The organism is Clostridium sp. YIM B02555 (assembly GCF_022320955.1).
Lineage (GTDB): Bacteria > Bacillota > Clostridia > Clostridiales > Clostridiaceae > Clostridium > Clostridium saccharoperbutylacetonicum.
This window is the reverse complement of record NZ_JAKJJY010000001.1, coordinates 637,654-661,507: the sequence shown is the minus strand read 5'-3', so window position 1 is coordinate 661,507 and position 23,854 is coordinate 637,654. Positions and strand designations below refer to the sequence as shown.

Here is a 23,854-nt window from a genome sequence, read left to right as displayed (position 1 = left end):
TATATTTAGTTTGCAAATAGTTATCTAAATTATATTAATATGATATAATGACTATAATTTAATCTAAGGCAGTTGACTTTCATTCTATAATTGCTATTAGATAATTAGAAATTGTAATATAATAAATCTGGCTATTATGGAGGTATAAATGAATAAAGAACCTATAATTAACAAAATGAAATCAGCGTTTGAAACAACAATTCCATCAGAAATAGACCATGCACTAAAGGTTTTAGAAAATGCTGAAATTATAATGGATGGAGAATGCATCAAAGGAAGAGAAAGATATCTTGTATCAGTAACTGCTATACTACATGATATAGGAATGATTAATGCAAAGGAAAAGTATGGTCTAACTTTTGGTAATTATCAAGAAAAGGAAGGTCCGGCGGCAGCAAAAGAATTACTTATAGGCGAAGATTTAAGCGATGATGAGATAGAAAGAATCTGTTATATAATAGGAAATCATCATTCACCTAATAAAGTTGAAGGCATAGATTTTCAAGTACAATGGGAAGCGGATCTAATAGAAGCACTTAAAAAATTGGATAAAGAAAATATTCAAGATAAGCTAGAAAAAATTATCAATAAAAATTTTAAAACTAAATCTGGGTTTGAGTTGGCTAAAAAAATACTTATAATAACTTAATTTCAGAGGTTAGAATTTGATAATATATATCTTCTAATAAAGTTTCTACATTTTAACGCAAAGCCTGTCTATTATTTGTGTAGGAACTTTATCTATATTTTCAACAAAGTTTCCTATAGCAGTTTTACCTTAAATATACTTTCAAAGAATACATTATTTCAACCAGCTCTTTTTCCTGCTCAGGTGTTAATTTTCTTGGACAACCAGATGATTTATTCATAACAAGACCGTCTATCCCCTTATTTTTGTAATCTCTAATGTAATTTCCCACAGTATAGTATGTTCTTCTAAACATTCTATTTTCACTATAGTTTTATTACTCAACCCTTGAAAATGTTTTAACACAACAGAATATCTTTTATACATTCTTACATTTTTAGTGTTTTTCATTGCTGTTTCTAATTCAGATATTAATTCTTGGATGAAATCTTTATTATTCATAAACTAATTACCTCACAAAATTATTCTAAATATATTTTGTGTATATTAAAAAATAATATTATTTTAATATTAAGTATATGAAGTTTCTTTATTAAAATTTATATAATAAAATATTATATTTTGTTATATTTTTATGAATTATATAACTCTTGTTATATTTTATTACTACTTAAATAATCTATAAATCAATCACATAAATATTTTTAGATTTTTGTATATTTTATTGCAAAATAGGCAATATTAAAAAGATGAAGTTTTCAGAATTTTCAATTATATTATAAGTATAGTAATTGCTTTTTATAAAGCAATTATTAATAAATTATTATGGAGGGATTATTATGAATAATAAATCTTATTTTTCTAAAGTATGGAGTGCTATTTCTGTTTCACTTTTTAATAATTCAGGATACTCACATGATAGAAATGCTTTTGATAACAAACTTCATGATAATTACGATGTAACAGATACTACTGAAATAAGATTAATTTCTTCAAGAAGAACTTTTTTATAATATGTTTACTATACAATAATTCCCTTGAAATTTTATATAGGATTTCAAGGGAATTTTACTATTCATAATATTTATTAGATATAGATATCCAAATTAATAATTCAACTTACAAATGTAATATATATTTTTTATTAAGAAATTATAATCGTAACACCACACTAGAAATCAGATACATATTTGTGCAAGCGGCATATGAAATTAAGCTGTGATGGTTATTAGTGGAAGGTTGTTCCACTTTCTGCTTGTCATAAATTTACTTTAGGAACATGCAGAGATGGGTGCAACCTTCCACTTAGAACCCATCCAGCGAAAATTTCATTAGTCCGCTGTAATAAATATGTGTTTAATTTTGGTAAGTTACGTATATGTCTAATTCTTGCTTTGGATATCTATAACCTTTTTAAAAAACCTTTAGTTTTCTATGTTTCTATTAATTTAACATTATAATAATATTATCTATTTGGCAATAACACTGATATAATCCTTTAGTTTATTATTTATTTCATAATTTTTCCCCATCTTATAAGCAATTTTATCAAATAATCTCACTGAATATTAAATTTACTTCCTATAAAAACAATATTTATTAAGATTTTGATTATATGACTGTTCCAATCCCTTGAAAACACTATATTCTGTGTTATTTTTATCAATTATTAAATTCTTCTAGTCTTTTATTATTATATATATAATCCTAAATTAATTTCTATAATTTTCTACTTATTTTAAGTTGATTTTTTGATAAATAGTCAATAATCCAGAAATGCATTCTTTATAAAATTCCTTTATATTATAAGTATAGCAAACGATATTTAAAAACATCAGCTAACTAAATTATTATGGAGGTATCATTATGAATAATAAATCTTATTTAACAAAAGTTTGGAACGTAATCTCTAGCACTATATTTTCTAAATCAGAATATGAATATGAAAAATATTCTAGACTTCATGATAATTTTAATAGAATAGATACTACAGAGTTAAGATTAATTTCTTCAAGAAGAACTTTTATGTAATAAAATTCACATAAGCAAAAGGTACTAAAAATTTCGTTTGAAATATTTAGTACCTTTTATTAATTTCATTATTTCCTCTAAGTTCTATAATACTATATTTATTTCTTCACCACATTTTCTGCATCTATTTTCATTAATAAATACATTTGTAACATATCCATTCCTCTCTACTAAGAGCTCACTACAAATTGGACAATATGTATTATTATCAACTCCTCCAATATTTCCAACATATACATATTTTAAATATTTTTCAGCCACTCTTTTTGCTTCCATTATATTTTCTATCTTTGTAGCTTCATTCTCCATTTTATACCTTGGAAAATATCTGCTTAAATGAAGCGGAATATTTTCATTAATGCTTGCTATAAATTCTGCTATTTGCCTTGCTTCTTCTAAAGAATCATTTTCATCACTAACTAACAAGGTGGTTATTTCCACATGACAATTCTCATTACACCTTTTTATTGTTTCTAAAACCGGTTCTAATTTTGCCCCACAAATACTATTATAATATCTATTTGTATATGCTTTTAAATCTATATTCATAGCATCCACATAAGGAAGTAACTTTTTAAGTGGTTCTTCATTTATATACCCATTTGTAACGACCACAACACTAGTATGTTCATTATTTTTTTTAATACTTTTAGCTGCGTCATACATATATTCGTACCACATAAAGGGTTCATTATAAGTAAATGCAACCCCAGCATTATTTTCTGCATTTTTAATAATATCAGTGAGTTTTTCTATATTTAAATATTGAGTTTCAGGCTTTCCTTGAGATATTTCATAATTTTGACAAAAGCTGCAAGTCATATTACAACCAAAACTTCCAATTGATAAAATATCTCTAGATGGTTTAAAATGGTACAATGGCTTTTTTTCTATTGGGTCAACAGCTATTGAAGTTACTTCTCCATAATTTACAGCAACAGGCTTATTAGCTTTTACAGTTCTAACTCTGCATATTCCAAATTTATCTTCAGTTATAATACATTGGTGAGGACATATTTTACATTTAATCTTCCCTTTATATTCCTCATAGAATGGTACTTCTATATCCATAAATTAACCACCTCCCAAATTGAAATAAAATTAAATCTATATATTATTAATAGAAAAACTTTTAGGATCATTATTCCTCCTTATATCTTACTACTTCAAATCTTTCTATATTATAATGCCCATCATAATCTATATTTCCTTTATCACATGCAATTTGAAGCTGTTCTTCTATAGAATCTACTCCTTCAAGATCTGGTAATAACAATCCTCTTCTCATTCCCGAAGATACAATAACTCCATATTTTTTAGGATCTAGTTCTTCCTTTTTACAGGGTTCTGCATCCATAAGAACATCTACTGATATATCAATATCTGCTAATTCCTCTTCTGAAACTTCTGGGAATCTCGGATCATGAATAGCTGCCTCAATAGAATTCCTTATAATTTCTTCTCCAACATTTGCTGTGGCAGGCATTATAGTTCCTATGCAACCTCTAAGATGACCATGCTTTTTTAATGATACAAATACTCCATGCCTTTCCTTTAAAAGTTCTTCCGGCAAATAAGAATTATCAGTTATTCTTTTCCCATGAGAAAAATAGTAATTTAAATTTTCTCTAGCAAGTTTTACATATGGATTACTATTATTTATTTTTGCATTAAATTGTTCTTCTTTATGTTTTATTAATTCCTCTAAATAATTTTTATCCTTTCCATGTCTTTCAAGTTTCATTACTCCATATCCTACCCCAAAGGTTCCTTCATATGATAAAAGTTCTCCTTTTATCTCCTTGCCTTCCATTGCTCCTAGAAGTATATATACAGAATTTAATCCACACTGCCCTGCTTCACTTATCATATTTTTATTCATATTGAACGTTGCATTAACATCTCCTTTTTCAAGGTTTCTTAAAAGTTCACGGTCAAATTTTTCTCCATAAGGTGAATAGGAATATGGTCCTTCTTCTTTTAGCTTATGTGATAGGTCTCCACTTGCTATTATAACTATTTTTCTATCTAACTTTTCTGCTACTTGCTTTATTTCTATACCAAACTTATACAAATTAATATCACCAATCATAGAATAAGTTATATGCACTATCTTATAATCATTATAATATTTGTTAACAAAGTATAGTGGAACAATCGTTCCATGATCTAGTTCATAATTCGCTTCATATTTATTCAACAATTCTGAGCTTACAAGTACTGAAGGAATTCCTTCTAGATGACAAGCAGTTCCAAGCTCAATATTAAATTTTCTATCAATTTGAATATCCATTTTTATGTTAGCACATCTAAATTTACTTAAATTCCCAGCAATTCTTTCTTCATCAGATATAGCTATTGCATCAGAAAACATAGTTGCATGGGGTGTTATAATTACTATTGTCTCAGGCTTTAGATCTGCTATTTCTTTTCCAATCTTATTGCAAGCTAAACTTGTACTTTCTATTTTCTTATCTTCACCTTTTCCTATATCTGGAATAACTATTGGTGGATGTGGCATTAAATAATACCCTAATATATTTTCCATTTTATCACCTCTCCATAAAACTTAGTCATAAAAAATATTCCCCCTATATTTTAATAATAAAAACATCTTAGTTATCATCCTTAGATTTTTCCCTAGCATTAACTTTTTCTAAATAATTTTTTTGCTCTACTATATTTTCTTCGAAATTTTCTACAGCATGCTTCGTAAAATTTCCTATGCTCATTATATTTTTAAATTTATCTCCATCATTATTTCTACTCATAATAACTTTCTCCTTCTTATATTTAATATTTTTATAGTTAATTAATATATATTGCAAAAAAGGACTGTTAAAGAAATACGGATTTCCAAAGGAAATCAACCTTTATCATTGATGCCCTAAAACGGTACCCTGTGGGGTATTGAACATTGATAATTGCAATATATATAGTATTACAAAAATACAGAATTTTATAAGTTCCTTTTTAGTCAATTTGATTTTTCAAACATATTAAAACTTCTAAGTGGAAATACTAAACTAGTCTACTAATCAATGTGACTAAACTAATAATAATTGTGAATAGTTTATAAATAATAATTGTGCATATTTTTCTGCTTCAAAAGCACTAATATAAATACATTTACAAAAATATACTAAAAAGGAAGGCTGATTATGAAAACACTTTCAACTCATAAAAATATTACTAAAAATCATGATATTACAAATCTCACTCTCAGTGGAATAATTGTGGCTTTGGGAGTAGTTTATGGTGATATTGGAACCTCACCACTTTATGTTATGAAATCTATCCTTGAGGGTAATGGTGGCTTAGAAAATGTATCTGAAACTTTTATACTTGGTGCATTATCTCTTATTTTTTGGACTATCACCATTTTAACAACAATAAAATATGTTCTTATAACCTTAAATGCAGATAATAACGGTGAAGGTGGAATCTTTTCTCTATTCACCTTAGTACGTCATCGTGCAAAATGGCTTATTGTTCCAGCTATGGTTGGTGGTTCTGCTTTACTTGCTGATGGAATGTTAACTCCTGCTGTAACAGTAACTTCAGCAGTTGAAGGCTTAGATTTAATTCCTAGTTTTAAGGAGAGCTTAGGTGCTAATCAAGATAGCATTATTATAATTGTAATAGCTATTATAAGCCTTCTATTTTTTATCCAACATTTTGGGACTGATTTGATTGGAAAAATGTTTGGACCTATAATGTTCCTTTGGTTTTCTTGCCTTGCTATCTTCGGACTAATAGGAATCTCTCATGATTGGACATTATTGCGAGCACTTTCTCCTTACTATGGAGTAAGAACTCTTTTTAGTAATGAAAACAAACTCGGCTTCTTTATTCTTGGAAGTGTATTTTTATCAACTACTGGTGCTGAAGCGCTTTATTCAGATCTTGGTCATGTTGGGAAAAATAATATTTATGGCTCCTGGCCCTTCGTTAAAATATGTTTATTATTAAATTACTTTGGGCAAGGGGCGTGGATATTATCCGCAAAGAAAAATCCGTCATTTCTCAATTCAGAGGCCTTAAATCCATTTTTTCAACTAATTCCATATAAATTTTTACTATTTGGCATAATAATTTCTACCCTTGCTGCTATTATTGCTTCTCAAGCATTAATATCTGGTTCTTTTACACTTGTATCTGAAGCTATTAAGTTAAATTTATTTCCTAGATTACATACTATGTATCCTTCAAGTTCAAAAGGTCAACTTTATATGCCTTCAGTAAATACTCTTTTATGGATTGTTTGTGTTGGAATAGTTCTCTATTTTAAAAATTCTGCACGAATGGAAGCAGCTTATGGTCTTTCAATTACAGTCACTATGTTAATGACAACTATCCTTTTGTTTAATTATTTATTAAAACGAAAAACACCATTTTTTATTTCAATATCTATTCTTATATTCTTTGGTGTACTAGAGTTTTCCTTCTTTATTGCAAACATAGTAAAATTTATGCATGGCGGATTTATTGCTGCTTTAATTGCTTCTGCAATTTTATTTGTTATGTATGTTTGGATAAAGAGCTATTATATTAAAATGAGATTAATAGAAAATGTCCCAATTGAAAATTATAAAGGGCAGTTAAATCTTTTACGTCAAGATCCTGATCGTCCTAAATACACAACAAATCTTGTTTGCTTAACTAATAGCAGTAAACCCAAAAAAATAGAAAGAAAACTTATGTATTCTATTTTAGATAAGAGACCTAAAAAAGCTGATGTTTATTGGTTTGTTAATATTGTTGTTACTGATGAACCCTATTTAGCAGAATATTCAGCAGATACTTTTGGCACTTCCTATATCGTAAAAGTTCAAATAAAACTTGGTTTCAGAGTCGAACAAAAATTGAATGTTTTCTTACGTCAAATTTCAACTGAATTAGTTGAAAGTGGAGAAATACAAATTCAATCTAGAACTTATACTACAATGCCCGATAGAAAAATTGGTGATTTCCGCTTTCTTTTAATTTTAGAACAATTGTCATATGAATCACGATTAAATTTTTGGGAAGAATTTATACTTAAAGCTAAGCTGTTTATAAAGCGTTATACTGTTTCCCCTGAAAAATGGTTTGGACTTGAACACAGTGATGTTGATGTTGAAAATGTTCCACTATTTATTGGTGGAAATAACAATATTAAATTGAAAAGAATTTCAAAATAGCTAATCTATATTTATTATCTTCAATAAATCATATATTCCTATTATTTTATATAGTTATGTAATTTTTACCTTTTCAAAATAATTTGACTTATTTTTCTAAATAGTGTTATCATAAGAATTATTTTGGCAGTAAATTATACTATAAAAGGAAGATTGATTATGAAACAAAATAACATTAACAAACTTACTTTAGCTGGAATTGTTGTAACCTTAGGAGTTGTTTATGGAGATATTGGAACTTCTCCTTTATATGTTATGAAATCTATCTTAGAAGGCAATGGCGGCCTACAAAACGTATCTGAAAATTTTATTCTCGGCGTCTTGTCTATGGTTTTTTGGACTATAACTATTTTAACAACAATAAAATATGTTATTATCACTTTAAAAGCCGATAATAACGGTGAAGGTGGAATTTTTTCTCTATTTACACTAGTCCGCAATCGTGCAAAGTGGCTTATAATTCCTGCAATGATTGGTGGTTCTGCATTACTAGCAGATGGGATGCTAACTCCAGCTGTAACTGTAACCTCAGCTGTTGAAGGTTTAGATCTTATTCCAAGCTTTAAAGAACTTTTTGGTCATTATGAACATAGTATTATAATTATTGTAATAGCTATTATAAGCCTACTCTTTTTTATTCAACATTTAGGAACTGATTTAATTGGCAAAATGTTTGGTCCAATTATGCTCATTTGGTTTTCTTCTTTAGCCATATTTGGCATCATAAGTCTTTCTCATAATTGGACATTACTACGTGCACTATCACCATACTATGCAATTAATACTCTTTTTAGCAGTGAAAATAAATTAGGATTTTTTATTCTTGGCAGTATATTTTTATCTTCAACTGGTGCTGAAGCACTTTACTCCGACCTGGGTCATGTTGGTAGACGAAACATTTATGGTTCTTGGCCATTCGTTAAAATATGCTTGCTGCTAAATTATTTTGGACAAGGTGCTTGGATATTATCAGCAAAAAATAATGCTAAATTTTTAGGATTATCAGAATTAAATCCATTTTACCAAATGGTTCCTGCTAGTTTCTTAGTCTTCAGTATAATAATTTCAACCCTTGCTGCAATAATAGCTTCACAAGCCTTAATTTCTGGATCTTTTACACTTGTTTCTGAAGCTATAAAGTTAAATTTATTTCCTAGACTGCATACAATGTATCCATCTAGTTCTAAAGGACAATTATATTTACCTTCAGTAAATAAAGTTTTGTGGATTGTTTGTATTGGAATAGTCCTTTACTTTAAAAATTCTGCGCATATGGAAGCTGCTTATGGCCTTGCAATTACAGTAACAATGCTAATGACAACTATTCTTCTCTTTAATTATTTATTAAAGAAAAAAACTAACCTAATTATTACTATTAGTATTCTCTTATTCTTCGGTGCTTTAGAAATTTCATTCTTCCTTGCAAATATTGTTAAATTTATGCATGGTGGATTTATTGCTGCTTTAATTGCTTTTTCAATTTTATCTATTATGTATATTTGGATAAAAGGATATTATATAAAAATGCGTTTGATTGAGCATGTTCCTATTGATGATTATAAAGATATCTTAGATCAATTACGTCAAGATAAAGACCGTCCTAAATATACAACAAATCTTGTATGTTTAACTAGCAGCAGTAAACCTAAGCAAATTGAGAGAAAGATAATGTATTCTATCTTAGATAAAAGACCAAAAAAAGCTGAAGTTTACTGGTTTGTAAATATTGTCGTTACTGACGAACCTTATGTGGCCGAGTATTCTGTTGATACCTTTGGAACTTCTTATATTGTAAAAGTACAAATTAGACTAGGTTTTAGAGTAGAACAAAAATTAAATGTCTTTATGCGTCAAATATCAACTGATTTAGTTGAAAGTGGTGAAATAGATCTCCAATCCAGAAATTACTCTATAATGCCTGATAGAAAAGTTAGTGATTTTCGCTTTCTACTAATTTTAGAACAGCTTTCCTATGAATCTGACTTAAACTACTGGGAAGAACTTATACTTAAATTGAAACTATTCATAAAGAGATATACAGTTTCCCCAGAAAGGTGGTTTGGTTTAGAACATAGCGATGTTGATATTGAAACGGTTCCTTTATTTTTAGGACATCATAATCATGCGGTTTTGAAAAGAGTTCCAAAATAATTAACAATTTATTTAATTTAAAAATAGCTGTCCACAAAATTTGGACAGCTATTCTAATAATCATTTTATTTTCTATATTAAAGAATTCTTCTTCCAGCATAAAAACTATATACTGGTCCTACCTTAACTACATCTCCAGTTTGTGGCGCATGAATCATTTGGCCATTTCCAACATAGATACCAACATGACCTGCATGTGGAAATACTAAATCTCCTGGTTTAAGTTGGTCTTGACTAACAGGTTGTCCAACATTTATTTGAGTATATGTTGTTCTTGATATATCTATTCCCGCTGCATGTTCATAAACATACTCTGTGAATCCTGAACAATCAAAATTACTCGGACCTGTTGCTCCCCATACGTAACTCTTTCCTAAATGTTTATAGGCTTCATTTAAAATTGCTTGAGCATTTCCAGCTGCTGGTGCTGCTACTGAAGAATTTGACTTCTTATTACTACTACTACTAGACTTTGTACTAGTTGAACTTACCTGAGCCTGTGCTTGCCTTTGACTTTCTGCAGCTGCTTTTGCTTCTTGGTCTTTCTTTTTAGAAGCTGCTGCTTTTCCTTTTTGTATCTTATCATTTATTTCTTTGGTAACAATTGGGCTCTTAATCTGATTGTCCCTAATACTAGCTAACTGACTAACGGCTCCTTCAATATCTGCTGAAGAACTATTCGAACTATCTATAACATCAAATTGGGTCTTAACTGCATCTCTTTCCAGTAATGATAAATATTCTACATCAAACTTACTCTTTTCAGTCTGTGCCTCAGCTGCCAATTCTTGCTCTGCTTTTTTATTACTTGCTAATTGATTTAAATTGTCCTGAACTTCTTTATTTAACTTATTTATTTCAGTTTTTTTATCGTCTAAAGATTTCACCTTATCATTTAACTCAATCCTTTTACTCTTAATACCATCTATGTACGACTTATCTTTTTCTATAATTGTTCCAACTGCTTGTACCCTTGAAAAAAATTCACTTGTAGAATCTGAATTAAGTATGAAATTTAAATAATTAAACTCTAAATCTCCTGATGAATACATTATCTTGACTCTTTTTCCTAAAGCTAAATCTAAATCATTGATATCTTTTTTACATTGTTCAATATCTTTTTTGGTATTTTCAGTGACAATATTAATATTTCTTATTTCTGCCTTATTTTTATCAATTGATGCTTGCAATGGTTCCATTTTCATATCTAAATCATAAATTTTAGCTTCAATATCTTTTATTTTATTTTCTATATCCGCATATTTTTGTCTTGAAGCATCAAGCTGTTCATTGCTTGGTGTTGCTGATACTGGTATTAAGTTACCAGAAATTATTACTGTTGCTAAAACAAGTGCTAAAATTTTATTTTTCATATCTTATCGGTTTAACTAACCCTTCCCCCTTTATTTTCCCCTTGTACCACATAATTATATCATTTATAACACGCTTCAACAATCTTCCTATCTATTATGATCTTATATTACATTGCTTATATCTAGATTCTTATTGAGTATTCTAACTTATTCTTTGATTATGTTGAAATTCCTTTAGTTAACAAGATAGCATAATTGTTTTTGTTGCGTAAATTACAAAATAGCCTATAAATGTACATTATATTATTATATTACACTGATATTAACATTAGCACAATATTCAACATGAAATAACAAGTCAATTATTAGAGTTAATCTAAAATATGATTAATTCCAATAATTGACTTGCTACTTCAATTTACATTTTTACTTTATAGCTCGAAGCAAATTAGCCATTTCTATTGCTGAAACTGCACATTCATATCCCTTATTCCCAGCTTTAGTTCCTGCTCTTTCAATTGCTTGTTCAATGGTATTCGTTGTAAGTACCCCAAATATAACTGGCTTTTCACTTTCAAGAGAAACACTAGCAATTCCTTTTGATACTTCTGAACAAACATAGTCATAATGAGAAGTTGCACCTTTTATTACTGCTCCTAAGCAAATCACTGCATCATATTTATTATTTTGGGCCATTTTCTTAGCTACTAATGGAATTTCAAAAGCACCCGGAACCCATGCAATATCAATATCAGCTTCATTAGCTCCATGTCTTTTTAATCCATCTAACGCACCATCTAATAATTTACCACCAATAAACTCATTAAATCTTCCTACTATTATTCCAAACTTTAATCCTTCTGAAACTAAATTTCCTTCAAAAATATTCATTACACTTTTCCTCCATTGCTTAATATTATTATAAATTTATTAAATGATTCATTCTTTCCTTTTTTGTTCTTATATAAAACTCATCATTTTTATTTATAGGCATTTCTATTGAAATTCTTTCAACAACATTAATATTATTTTTTTCAAGATCTTTAATTTTAGCAGGATTATTTGTTATTAATCTAATGTTGCTTATTCCTAATATTTTTAGCATATCAGCACTAACTTTATAGTCTCTCATATCCTCTTTAAATCCTAAAGCCAAATTTGCATCTACTGTATCTAAACCAGTATCTTGCAAATGATATGCCTTTATCTTGTTTAAAAGACCTATTCCTCTTCCTTCTTGTCTCATGTAAAGAAGTATTCCACGACCTTCCTTTTCTATCATTTCCATTGCTGCAGCATATTGTTCACCGCAATCACATTTCCTAGAGCCTAAAGCATCTCCAGTTAAACATTCTGAATGAACTCTTGTTAGTACAGGTTCATCAGTAGTAATGTCTCCCTTTATTAAGGCTAGATGGCATTTTGAAGAATTCTTCTCACTAAAAGCCAATATCTTAAAATCACCATATTCTGTTGGCAAATAAGCTTCTGCTTCCTTGGTGACACTAAAATTATCCTGTTTTCTATATTTAATCAAATCTTCTATAGTTAATATCTTTAAACTATGTTCTTTTGCAAATCCAATCAAATCATCTCTTCTAGCCATTGTGCCATTATCATTTATTATTTCACAGATAGCTGCTGCACCTTTAAATCCCGCAAGTTTTGCTAAATCTACTGCTGCTTCTGTATGCCCTCTTCTTTCTAATACCCCATCACGTTTAGCTATCAAAGGAAATACATGACCAGGCCTTCTAAAACTATCTCTTTCATTTGAATCTACAAGTTTGTTAATTGTATAAGCTCTTTCGAAGGCTGATATTCCTGTAGTTGTATCTTTATGGTCTACTGCAACTGTAAATGCAGTTTCATGATTATCTGTATTTTTTTCAACCATTGGATTTAGGCATAATTTAGCTGCTATTTCTTCATCTACTGGTGCACATACTAATCCTCTTGCATACTTAATCATGAAATTAATATTTTCTCCAGTAACCACTTCAGCAGGAATTACTAAATCACCTTCATTTTCTCTTCCTTCATCATCCACAATTATAACCATTTTACCTTCTTGTATATCTTTAATTCCTTCTTCTATACTATTAAATTTCATTTTTAATCTCCTAACTACTAATTCATTTTCATAACTCTATAACACGTTTTTCAGAAACCACTATTTTTTAAAAATTCCATAGTAATATTACTACTTTCTACTTCTTCATTTGATTTATTACCTGTAAAAAGCTTTTCTATATATTTTCCTACCAAATCACATTCTAAATTCACTTTAGAATCCACTTTTTTAAATGGAAGAATTGTATTATCCAACGTATGTGGTATTACTGAAACTTTAAAAACTAATTCATCCACATAAGCAACCGTCAAACTTATTCCATCTATAGCAATAGATCCTTTATATATGATGTATTTTAATACCTCCTTTGGAGCTGAAATAGTAAACCACGTTCCATTACTTTCTTCCTTTATTGAAATTATTTTTCCAACTCCATCAATATGTCCACTTACTATGTGGCCGCCTAATCTATCGCTTAATCTTAAAGCTCTTTCAAGATTTAATTTGTCCCCTGTTTTTAAAACACCCAAATTGCTTTTAGCTAAAGTTTCCCCCATTACTTCTGCCTTGAACGAGTTAGTACTTATTTCTTTAACAGTTAAACAAACTCCATTAGTTGCTATACTATCGCCTATCTTTGTACCTTCCAATACATTAGCACATCCTACTCGTATTATCCCAAAGCCGTTTACAAAATTAAATTCTTGTACAATTCCTATTTCTTCAATTATTCCAGTAAACATCCTACCCTCCCTAATTACTTCTTTTCTACATATCCTTCTACCACTAAATCTTTTCCTACAGTTCTATACCTCATATCAATTAAGTTGACTGCTTCACTTAGTTTCGAAAATCCCTTTCCTGATATGCTACTCTTGCTATTCATTCCCCCCAATATTTTAGGAGCTATATAAAAAACTACTTTATCTACAATACCTTCTTCAAGTGCAGAAAAATTAAGTGTTCCACCACCTTCAATAAGTATTGAATCTATGCCTTCCTGCCCAAGTCTATTAATAAGCTCTTTTAAGTCCACCTTATTATTTTTACTTGGTACTTCTATAATTTTTATTCCTAATTCTCTTAGCTTTTGTTTTTTATTTCCATCAGCATTTATAGTAGTTGCAATAATTGTTTTTTTATCACTATTTAAAATTACTTTAGACTCTAAAGGGATTCTAAGTTTAGTATCTACAATAATCCTAATTAAATTCTTATCTTTATTAATTCTGCAAGTAAGCTCTGGATCATCAGCAATAACTGTATTTATTCCAACCATAATGGAATTTAGCCTATTTCTTAGCTTTTGCGAATCCTCTCTTGATTCTTTAGAGGTTATCCATTTAGATTCGCCATTATATGTTGCTATTTTACCATCTATGGACATTCCACTTTTTAGTACTACGAAGGGCAATTTTGATGTAATGTATTTAATAAAGATTTCATTTAACTTTTTACATTCCTCTTCTCTAATTCCAACTACAACTTCAATACCATGCTGTTTCAATCTTTCTATGCTTTTTCCTGCAACTAGTTCATTTGGATCTAACATTCCAATCACGACTTTTTTAAATCTTTTTTCAATTAACAAATCTACACACGGTGGAGTTTTTCCATAATGAGCACATGGTTCAAGGGTCACATAAATTGTACTTCCCACTACATCTCTCACTGCATTCTTTATAGCATTTCTTTCAGCATGAGCCATTCCATAACATTCATGATATCCTTCTCCTATTATTTCATTATCCTTAACTATGACTGCTCCAACTAACGGATTAGGATTAACTCTACCAATACCTTTCTTTGCTAATTCTAATGCTCTATCCATATATTTCTCATCCAAACTCATCATCTCCCATTTAAATCTTTCTTTACATCTTTTGTATTTCTCATAAACTCATCTATATATAATTTTGTAATAATTAGAGATTTTTATACGCGCAAAAAAACTCTGAAAATTTGAATCTCCAGAGCTCTGATATAGCAGTTATAATATTTATAATAAATTTTAAACAATTTATTTCTATTAGTTGACGTTATAATTAGCTTAAACTATCTTTTAAAAATAATTTATTCCTAATGTTCAATATAATGTAAATAAATAATCTAGTAATTCTATACTCACTATTGATAGTAATATAACCTTATCAATAACTTATTTTATTACCTAGTATTATTATTAATATCAAACTAACATCAAAAAACCCTGAATTCAATATAAATTCAGGGCTCAAATAAATTATAGTATTGCCTTAATACGCTCAATAATAATAAGATTATAAACGCTTAACTTTAATTCTAATCGCAATACATATATTTAAAATTTTAATTTTAAATATTATTTATATAACTATCTTCTATCATCCAGACTATAACTGTAGGCTTCGGAATCTAACCGAATCTGCTTTTTAAAGCTAGCGGGCTATACCGCCAGTAGGGAATCTCACCCAACCCCGAAGATTTTTTATTTAATTTTCTGTTACAGAATACCATATTGTAATATATATGTAAAGTATTAATTTTGTATTACCATATCAAAATCTTTTTTCTTTTCTTTTACCCATTTAATTAAATCAGCGTCATTCCATACTTCTAATCCTAGGCTAGCATACTTCATAGCTTCCTCTTCGCTACCAAATCTAATTAATCTTGGCAATAAATTTGGTACCTTTTTTTGTTTTAAAATATATGGTATAACATGAGGATTTCTCTTATATGCTCTTCTTAATGCATGTTCAGCATTTTTAACTTCTTTTGTTTTATATAATAAAACTGCATTGCTATAATGAATAGCTGCTAATTTATCTTTTTCATACTTTTCTATCAAACTTTTTAATTGCTCATATTTCTTTTCAATAAGAAGCCAATTAACTACTATACTCCTTACCATTAAACTATCTTTTTCATCATATTTTAAAATTTCAAGAGCACTTTCTATTGCTGCCTCTCTTTCTCCACTATCCCATAGATGAATTGCCAAATTATATTTAGCTCCAAAAAAAGGTTCAGCAATTTTTGAATTAAGCAGTTCAGGTTGGGCATTTTCTAAATTATCAATTTTCAAAACATTTTGCGCTGCTTTTACTGCTTTTTCTAAAAAAGCTCTTCTTTCATTAGAATTCAAGTTAGAATCTTTTGATAAAATAATATATGCATCTGAACAATCTTCACATATTGCTAATGCTTCTTTAGCATATTTTGCTTTGTTCTTATAATTTTTTTGTTTCCATGCATAATCAACAATTTGCTGTGCCATTATGACATTCTTTTCTACTGTAAATTTTAATTCTTCTTTTGTTTCATTTTTAACTTCTTCTGTTGTAACAGCTACCTCTTCTTCAGACACATTATCTTTTGTGCTTTTAGATTTATCAGTCTCTACTATAATCCATTGCTTATCTTCTTTTGATAAATTTAATAGATTTTTCACTTCCTTAGACTTACTAGAACCTGTACTACTACTAACATTGAATGCCTTATATAAATCAACAGCTTTAATGTATGGTACTCCTTTTGAATCAAATAAATCATTTAATGTTCCTATTGCATGTACCACTCCAACTGCCCATGAAGCACTTTTCCCCTTTTTTAACTGCTCTACATTGTTTAAACAAAGTGTTTTTGTAGCTAAAGTACAAACTCTCATATACTCTTCATTAAGATATTCATTTGTAAAACTTTTCATCATCTTAATTATTTCTTCATATCTATCAGCTATTACGTTAGATAATTCTTGCATTCCTTTTTATAGCTCCTTTATAAAAATCTTCATAAATTTTGTCCAACTTACAATAATATGTAATTTGTAAGCTCACTTAACAAATTTATATATTTTTCTAAATATAATTTGATTATTTTAATATAAATTTATAGTAATTTGTAAAAAAACTCATTTATATTGTATTATAGCATATTTATTATAATTATTATATCTACAAGTTAAATTTTTTACTTTTAGATTTTAAGTAATCAAAAGAATTTTTGTGTACATATTTTTTAATTTCAATCGTGTATATATTTTTTTAATTTTCATCATACATATATACTATTAACAATTTTAAATCGAGAAATATTAATGTTATCAAAAGTTTTATATGATTTATGTCATCTACTTTCAACTCCTTATGATAACCTCAATTTAGTTCCTGATATGTCTCCTTATATTAATCATTTGATTTTAGAAAAAATTTACTTAGATAAACTACAACTTTATAAATATCGGAAATTTATTAATTCAATACTTGAAAATATTCATTTCACCTATAAATATAGTATTTTGGAAAAGAATAAAGAAATAATAAAATTAAAACTCAACTTAAGAATCTGCTTCAAATTAAAAAATGCTCCAACTAAAATAATTTCTTCCTATATTTCTGAATATATTACTATTTTAGAAAATTTGCAAAATAATTTCAAAATACAACTTTTGATTGAAAATGAAGATAATCCTATTTTATATAATTACTTATTAGACACTCCTTTATCTAAAATAAAGTGTTTAAAATATTATAAAGATGACTTTGTCATTGAAACAAATTTCCCCCTAATTAATTCTACAAATGAAACCTTCAATACTTGTGAATCATCTTTTTATCTTAGTGCAAGAGATAGAGACTCTTACAGTTTTAATATTTTATCTGCTTGTACTTACGCGGAAACCTTTGCATTAACTCCAAATCCTGAATATAAATATTTTGAAGGTATTGGAGGTGACTGCACCAACTTCGCTTCTCAAATACTTTATTCTGGTGGTTTAAAAAAGAATAAAATATGGGCCCCTTATACTAATTCCTGGATTCGGGTACAAGAGCTTTACTCTTATTTAATAAATAATAATTTAGCTATTAAGGTTCCTAACGATAGTTTGTTATCAAAAGGTGATTTAATTCAATTTTATACTCCTAAAATAGGCCGCTACTTTCATAATGGATTCATAACTTACAAACTACCAAATAACGATTGCTTATATTGCTGCCATAGCTATAACAAACTAAATTATCCTCTTAGTGAGATATATCCAAATAAGTATCCAACACTTAGAGCCTTAAGATTTCAATAAAACTAATTTTCCAACCACAAAAACAAGGGGATTGAAAAATTGCTTTTCAATCCCCTCTTCATTTAAGTATCTATTAATTAAACATTTATTTCACTTTTAATTTTTAAAGCTTCTTCATTATTATCAATGATTGGATTCACATATTCTTCAATAAACTCTATAACCTGGCCTGGTGCTCTTCCAACGAATTTAGTCGGATCAATAATTGCTAAAATCTCATCTTTAGAAAGACCAAATGAAGCATCACCTATAATTCTATCAATCAAGTCATTATCCAGACCTTCGCCTTTTACTCTTTGAGCCGCAGCCATTGAGTGTACTCTTATTTGTTCATGTAATTCTTGTCTATCCTTACCTCTTTTTACAGCTTCCATCATTATGTTTTCAGTTGCCATAAATGGTAATTCTCTAAGTACATGCGATGCTATTACCTTATCATATACTACCATATTTTCAGCTATATTAATGTATAAATTCAACACCCCATCTAGAGCCAAGAACCCTTCTGCTACAGACAATCTCTTATTAGCAGAATCATCTAAAGTTCTCTCAAACCATTGAGTTCCTGCAGTTATAGCTGGATTTAACGCATCAACTATAACATATCTAGCCAATGCACTAATTCTTTCACTTCTCATAGGATTTCTCTTATATGCCATAGCAGATGATCCTATTTGATTCTTTTCAAACGGTTCTTCCATCTCCTTCATGTTTTGAAGTAACCTTAAATCGTTACTAAATTTATATGCACTTTGCGCAACTTCTGATAAAGTATTTAATACTATAGAATCTAATTTTCTTGGATAAGTTTGACCTGTAACTCCATAACTCTTTTCAAATCCCATTTTTTCTGCAACTATTGTATCTAATGCTTTAACCTTACTTTCATCTCCATCAAAAAGTTCCATAAAGCTAGCTTGAGTTCCAGTTGTTCCTTTTACTCCTCTAAGCTTTAAAGTCGATAATAAGAAATCAATATTTTCAACATCCATAACTAAATCTTGCATCCATAATGTAGCTCTTTTACCTACTGTAGTCAATTGAGCTGGTTGAAAATGAGTAAAACCTAATGTTGGCATATCTTTATATTCTAATGCAAATTTTTTCAAATGATTCAAAACAGTAACTATTTTATTCTTAATTAAATTTAAAGCATCTCTCATTATTATGATATCTGTATTATCTCCAACATAACAAGATGTAGCTCCTAAATGTATAATTCCTTTTGCGCTTGGGCATTGTAATCCATATGCATATACATGGCTCATAACATCATGTCTAACTTCTTTTTCTTTTTCAGCTGCCACTTCATAATTAATATCATTTATATGATCTCTCAGTTCTTTAATTTGCTCTTCTGTTATATTTAATCCAAGTTCTCTTTCTCCTTCAGCTAGAGCAACCCATAATTTTCTCCAAGTTGTAAATTTCATATCATCTGAAAAAATAAAACTCATTTCTTTAGATGCATATCTTGAATTTAATGGTGTACTATATAAATTTCTCATCAAAAAACCTCCACACGAATATATTTTATTCTTTTCGTTTCATCATTCGTATTATATCATATCTTTTTTATATTTGACTATCAAATTTTAAAACTAATATAAAAAAAGGTTCCATATTAAAAAATACGGAACCTTATTTTACATATATTAGTCTTCTAAAGTTTCAACTAATTTTACGATTTCTTCAACTGCTAAAGCTTCGTCATCACCTGAAGCTATAACTTTGATCACTGCATCTTTAGTTACTGCTAAAGATAAAACACCAATTAAGCTCTTTACATTTGCTTTCTTTCCGTTATATTCAATACTAACGTCAGATTTGAATGATGAAGCTTTTTTAACTAATAATGTTGCAGGTCTAGCGTGAAGACCAGATGAATTTTTTACTGAAACTTGTTTTTCTATCATAATATACACCTCTTTTATTAAAAATTAATACATATAGCGTTTAACTATTATAGTATAATCGTTTTTATTAATAATTTCAACTTAAAAATCACCGCACATGTTTTAAAATAGCTTTCTATCTAGGTTGTACTATTAATTTTATTGCTGTTCTTTCTTCCCCATCTATTTGTATATCTGTAAATGCAGGTACACATATGATATCTTTTCCACTAGGTGCTATAAAACCTCTTGCAATAGCAATGGCCTTAACAGCCTGATTTATTGCTCCTGCGCCAACTGCTTGTATTTCTGCAGTGTTCTTTTCTTTTATTATTGCTGCTAGTGCTCCAGCTACAGAATTAGGATTTGATTTTGTTGATACTTTTAATACTTCCATTTTTGTTATTCCTCCTAGAATTTATTATGCGAATCGTTTACATTAATTATATTCTATATTTTATCTTAAATTCCTTTTCTAAACAATATTTTTTTTAAATTTGTTTATCAAAAAAATGAAGTATATTTCATTTTAAAATAAAATATACTTCATTTTATTACTTGGCAAAATCTACTGCTCTAGTTTCTCTTATAACATTAATTTTAATTTGACCTGGATATTCAAGTTCTTCCTCGACACTCTTTACTAGACTACGTGCCAATTCAACTGTTCCAGCATCGTCTACTTTATCTGGTTTAACCATAATTCTAATCTCTCTACCAGCTTGAATGGCATATGACTTTTCTACACCTTCATGTGAATTTGCAATTTCTTCTAACTTTTCCAATCTCTTAATGTATGCTTCTAATGTCTCTCTTCTAGCTCCTGGTCTAGCTGCTGATATTGCATCTGCTGCTTGAACTAGTACAGCTTCTAAAGATTGCATTTCTACATCTGAATGATGTGCTGCTATTGCATTAATTACTAATGGTGATTCATGATACTTTTTAGCTAAATCTCCACCAATTAAAGCATGAGGTCCCTCTTGCTCTTGGTCAACAGCTTTACCAATATCATGTAGTAATCCAGCTCTTTTAGCTAAAGTAACATCTAAACCTAGCTCTGAAGCCATTAAGCCAGCTAAGTATGAAACTTCTATGGAATGTTTTAAAACATTTTGCCCATAACTTGTTCTATACTTTAATCTACCAAGAAGTCTAATAATTTCTGGATGTAGTCCATGTACACTAGTTTCAAGAGCTGCTTGCTCTCCTTCTTCTTTTATACTATTTTCTACGTCTCTAGTTGCTCTTTCAACCATCTCTTCGATTCTTGCTGGATGTATTCTGCCATCCACTATTAACTTTTCTAGTGCCATTCTTGCAACTTCGCGCCTAATTGGATCAAAGCTAGAAAGAATGACTGCTTCTGGAGTATCATCAATAATTAAATCTACTCCTGTTAATGTTTCCAAGGTTCTAATGTTTCTTCCTTCTCTACCTATTATTCTACCTTTCATCTCATCATTCGGTAGTGCAACAACGTGTACAGTTGATTCTGACACATGATCAGCAGCACATCTTTGGATCGCAGTTGTTATTATTTCACGCGCCCTCTTCTCTGCTTCTTCTTTTGCCTTACTTTCAATATCTTTTATCATTAAGGCAGCATCATGTGTGATTTCTTTTCTAATCTCATCTAAAAGAATCCCTCTTGCTTCTTCTGTTGAAAGTGCAGCTACTCTTTCAAGTTCCACTCTTCTTTCATCATAAAGCTTCTGTACCTGTGCTTCTACTTGATCTAACTCAAGCATTCTTTCATTGATTGTTTCGTCCTTCTTTTCAAGAAGTTCACTCTTTTTATCAAGAGCTTCCTCTCTTTGAATTACTCTTCTTTCAAGCCTTTGAATCTCATTTCTTCTGTCACGAGACTCCTTATCAAAATCATTTCTTAATCTATGAAGTTCTTCTTTTGCTTCAAGGATAGACTCTTTTTTAGTTGATTCTGCTTCCTTTTTAGCTTTATCTAAAACTTCCTTTGCTTCTTTTTCAAGCGATTCAATCTTCGCTTTTGACGTATTTTGAATCGTTTTATAAACCACTATTCCCAATACTAATAGAACAACAATATCTATTAATATCATTCCAGCTATTTCCACATAAACACCTCCTAATTTATTATTTTCTCATTATATTACTAACAAGAAAGTATAGTAGGTGTCATATTCTTCTCACTGTATTTGGAATATGATAAACCAGTATTCCTTTTTATTCTATATGAAAAACAATATTATGTCAAGTTTGCTCATATAATGGGCTTATCCTGTATCGTGCTGTATTAGTGGCATTCATAGCATTTGCACTACATACTAAATACAATATTTTTTATTCAAAAATAAGTTTTAATATATCTCAAAATTATTTAATTATTCTTTATCTTTTTCAACACTTGAACTATTTGAATCACTTATTTTATTTGATTCTACTTCACTAGATAAATTTTCTTTAATTGCTTCAGCTAACGGAAGGCTATATTTTTCTCTGATTTGATTTTCTATATCTAAAGCTACTTCTGGATTCTCCTTCAAATAAAGTTTTGCATTTTCTCTTCCTTGCCCTAGTCTTATATCTCCATACGAGAACCATGCCCCACTTTTTTGAACTATTTCTTCTTTTACACCTACATCAACTATATTACCAAATCTTGAAATTCCCTCATTGTACATAATATCAAATTCTGCTTGCTTAAATGGTGGTGCAACTTTATTTTTAGTAACTTTAATTCTTGTTCTATTTCCAATAATAGCATCACCCTGTTTAATAGAGTCAATTCTTCGGATATCAAGCCTTACTGACGCATAGAATTTTAATGCTCTTCCACCAGTTGTTGTTTCTGGCGAACCAAACATAACCCCTACTTTCTCTCTTAATTGATTTATAAATATTGCAACACAATTTGTTTTATTTATTGTACCTGCTAATTTTCTTAATGCTTGTGACATAAGTCTTGCTTGAAGTCCAATATGTGAATCTCCCATCTCACCCTCAATTTCCGCCTTTGGAACTAATGCTGCAACTGAGTCTACTACAAGAACATCAATTGCTCCTGAACGAACTAAAGCTTCAGCAATCTCCAATCCTTGCTCTCCTGTATCAGGTTGAGAAATTATTAAGCTGTCAACATCAACTCCAAGCTTCTGTGCATAACTAGGATCTAACGCGTGCTCTGCATCAATATATCCTACAGCTCCTCCCTTTTTTTGAGATTCTGCTGCTATATGAAGAGCAATTGTAGTTTTTCCTGAACTTTCTGGTCCATAAATTTCAATAATTCTTCCTTTAGGTACTCCACCAATTCCAAGTGCTATATCTAAATCTAAACAACCAGTTGATATAGCATCCATATTTGAAATATTATGATCACCTAATTTCATTACCGCTCCTTTACCAAATTGTTTTTCTATATGACTCATAGCGCTTTCAATTGCTTTTAACTTTTCTGCATTTATATTTCCCATAATACTAATTAACTCCCTTCTATCGAACTTATGTTCTTTATCTATTATAGATTAATTTTAAACTATAGTCAATAATAAAATCTATTAAAAATCCCTTCTTT

21 protein-coding genes and 1 riboswitch are annotated in these 23,854 nt (G+C 29.2%); of the genes, 6 read left to right on the top strand and 15 right to left on the bottom strand.

The features are described 5' to 3' along the window. The first annotated feature begins 148 nt into the window (after window positions 1-148). Window positions 149-649, top strand: coding sequence for an HD domain-containing protein (locus tag L3B98_RS02965; RefSeq protein ID WP_238915534.1), 501 nt, complete (start codon window positions 149-151; stop codon window positions 647-649). Window positions 650-880: 231 nt separating this feature from the next. Here L3B98_RS02965 and L3B98_RS02960 read toward each other — a convergent pair whose 3' ends face one another. Then, window positions 881-1,090, bottom strand: coding sequence for a hypothetical protein (locus tag L3B98_RS02960; RefSeq protein WP_238915533.1), 210 nt, complete (start codon window positions 1,088-1,090; stop codon window positions 881-883). A gap of 338 nt (window positions 1,091-1,428) precedes the next feature. Between L3B98_RS02960 and L3B98_RS02955 the strand changes: the two genes are divergently transcribed. Continuing rightward, window positions 1,429-1,602, top strand: a complete 174-nt coding sequence (locus tag L3B98_RS02955) for a hypothetical protein (protein ID WP_015391467.1) — start codon at window positions 1,429-1,431, stop codon at window positions 1,600-1,602. An 853-nt stretch (window positions 1,603-2,455) separates the two neighbouring features. Next, the gene (locus L3B98_RS02950) at window positions 2,456-2,620 is read left to right on the top strand and encodes a hypothetical protein (protein ID WP_015391466.1); all 165 of its coding nucleotides are present in this window, start codon (window positions 2,456-2,458) and stop codon (window positions 2,618-2,620) included. Window positions 2,621-2,704: 84 nt separating this feature from the next. On the opposite strand, the gene amrS is transcribed toward L3B98_RS02950, so the two are convergent. The 3 genes from amrS to L3B98_RS02935 form a co-directional block, all read right to left on the bottom strand. Next, on the bottom strand, window positions 2,705-3,691 hold the full coding sequence (gene amrS, locus L3B98_RS02945) for an AmmeMemoRadiSam system radical SAM enzyme (protein WP_238915532.1): 987 nt from the start codon (window positions 3,689-3,691) through the stop codon (window positions 2,705-2,707). A 70-nt stretch (window positions 3,692-3,761) separates the two neighbouring features. After that, entirely contained in the window at window positions 3,762-5,168 is a 1,407-nt protein-coding gene (gene amrA, locus L3B98_RS02940) for an AmmeMemoRadiSam system protein A (RefSeq protein WP_238915531.1), read from the bottom strand. Between the two features lie 67 nt (window positions 5,169-5,235). Then, window positions 5,236-5,391: a hypothetical protein gene (locus L3B98_RS02935; protein ID WP_015391463.1), complete on the bottom strand. Its 156-nt coding sequence runs from the start codon at window positions 5,389-5,391 to the stop codon at window positions 5,236-5,238. Between the two features lie 390 nt (window positions 5,392-5,781). Between L3B98_RS02935 and L3B98_RS02930 the strand changes: the two genes are divergently transcribed. Both L3B98_RS02930 and L3B98_RS02925 read left to right on the top strand, forming a co-directional pair. Further along, complete coding sequence (locus L3B98_RS02930) at window positions 5,782-7,803, top strand: KUP/HAK/KT family potassium transporter (RefSeq protein ID WP_238915530.1); 2,022 nt, start codon at window positions 5,782-5,784, stop codon at window positions 7,801-7,803. A 159-nt stretch (window positions 7,804-7,962) separates the two neighbouring features. Then, window positions 7,963-9,954 (top strand): KUP/HAK/KT family potassium transporter, encoded by a 1,992-nt coding sequence (locus tag L3B98_RS02925; protein WP_238915529.1) that lies wholly within the window; start codon window positions 7,963-7,965, stop codon window positions 9,952-9,954. 77 nt (window positions 9,955-10,031) lie between these two features. Here L3B98_RS02925 and L3B98_RS02920 read toward each other — a convergent pair whose 3' ends face one another. The 6 genes from L3B98_RS02920 to L3B98_RS02895 all read right to left on the bottom strand — a co-directional run bounded on the left by L3B98_RS02920 (window position 10,032) and on the right by L3B98_RS02895 (window position 17,083). Continuing rightward, a complete protein-coding gene (locus tag L3B98_RS02920; protein WP_238915528.1) occupies window positions 10,032-11,327 on the bottom strand; it encodes a C40 family peptidase in 1,296 nt (431 codons plus the stop codon). Window positions 11,328-11,693: 366 nt separating this feature from the next. Further along, on the bottom strand, window positions 11,694-12,158 hold the full coding sequence (gene ribE / locus L3B98_RS02915) for a 6,7-dimethyl-8-ribityllumazine synthase (RefSeq protein WP_015391459.1): 465 nt from the start codon (window positions 12,156-12,158) through the stop codon (window positions 11,694-11,696). A 28-nt stretch (window positions 12,159-12,186) separates the two neighbouring features. Further along, window positions 12,187-13,380 carry a bifunctional 3,4-dihydroxy-2-butanone-4-phosphate synthase/GTP cyclohydrolase II gene (locus tag L3B98_RS02910; RefSeq protein ID WP_238915527.1) on the bottom strand — a complete coding sequence of 398 codons (1,194 nt, stop codon included), beginning with the start codon at window positions 13,378-13,380 and terminating at the stop codon, window positions 12,187-12,189. Between the two features lie 50 nt (window positions 13,381-13,430). Further along, complete coding sequence (gene ribE, locus L3B98_RS02905) at window positions 13,431-14,084, bottom strand: riboflavin synthase (RefSeq protein ID WP_238915526.1); 654 nt, start codon at window positions 14,082-14,084, stop codon at window positions 13,431-13,433. 14 nt (window positions 14,085-14,098) lie between these two features. Continuing rightward, complete coding sequence (gene ribD, locus L3B98_RS02900; protein WP_238915525.1) at window positions 14,099-15,187, bottom strand: bifunctional diaminohydroxyphosphoribosylaminopyrimidine deaminase/5-amino-6-(5-phosphoribosylamino)uracil reductase RibD; 1,089 nt, start codon at window positions 15,185-15,187, stop codon at window positions 14,099-14,101. Window positions 15,188-15,692: 505 nt separating this feature from the next. Continuing rightward, window positions 15,693-15,809: riboswitch (FMN riboswitch) on the bottom strand. A gap of 50 nt (window positions 15,810-15,859) precedes the next feature. Then, the gene (locus tag L3B98_RS02895; RefSeq protein ID WP_077361176.1) at window positions 15,860-17,083 is read right to left on the bottom strand and encodes a DUF6398 domain-containing protein; all 1,224 of its coding nucleotides are present in this window, start codon (window positions 17,081-17,083) and stop codon (window positions 15,860-15,862) included. Window positions 17,084-17,419: 336 nt separating this feature from the next. Here L3B98_RS02895 and L3B98_RS02890 point away from each other — a divergent pair, with 336 nt between their 5' ends. Beyond that, window positions 17,420-18,403, top strand: a complete 984-nt coding sequence (locus L3B98_RS02890) for an amidase domain-containing protein (RefSeq protein WP_015391454.1) — start codon at window positions 17,420-17,422, stop codon at window positions 18,401-18,403. 77 nt (window positions 18,404-18,480) lie between these two features. On the opposite strand, the gene purB is transcribed toward L3B98_RS02890, so the two are convergent. The 5 genes from purB to recA form a co-directional block, all read right to left on the bottom strand. Then, window positions 18,481-19,911, bottom strand: coding sequence for an adenylosuccinate lyase (gene purB, locus L3B98_RS02885; RefSeq protein WP_015391453.1), 1,431 nt, complete (start codon window positions 19,909-19,911; stop codon window positions 18,481-18,483). Between the two features lie 147 nt (window positions 19,912-20,058). Further along, a complete protein-coding gene (locus tag L3B98_RS02880; RefSeq protein WP_015391452.1) occupies window positions 20,059-20,319 on the bottom strand; it encodes an HPr family phosphocarrier protein in 261 nt (86 codons plus the stop codon). A gap of 115 nt (window positions 20,320-20,434) precedes the next feature. After that, entirely contained in the window at window positions 20,435-20,695 is a 261-nt protein-coding gene (locus L3B98_RS02875) for a stage V sporulation protein S (RefSeq protein ID WP_015391451.1), read from the bottom strand. A gap of 157 nt (window positions 20,696-20,852) precedes the next feature. Next, window positions 20,853-22,394 (bottom strand): ribonuclease Y, encoded by a 1,542-nt coding sequence (rny, locus tag L3B98_RS02870; RefSeq protein ID WP_015391450.1) that lies wholly within the window; start codon window positions 22,392-22,394, stop codon window positions 20,853-20,855. Between the two features lie 267 nt (window positions 22,395-22,661). After that, a complete protein-coding gene (gene recA / locus L3B98_RS02865) occupies window positions 22,662-23,753 on the bottom strand; it encodes a recombinase RecA (RefSeq protein WP_238915524.1) in 1,092 nt (363 codons plus the stop codon). Window positions 23,754-23,854 lie beyond the last annotated feature (101 nt).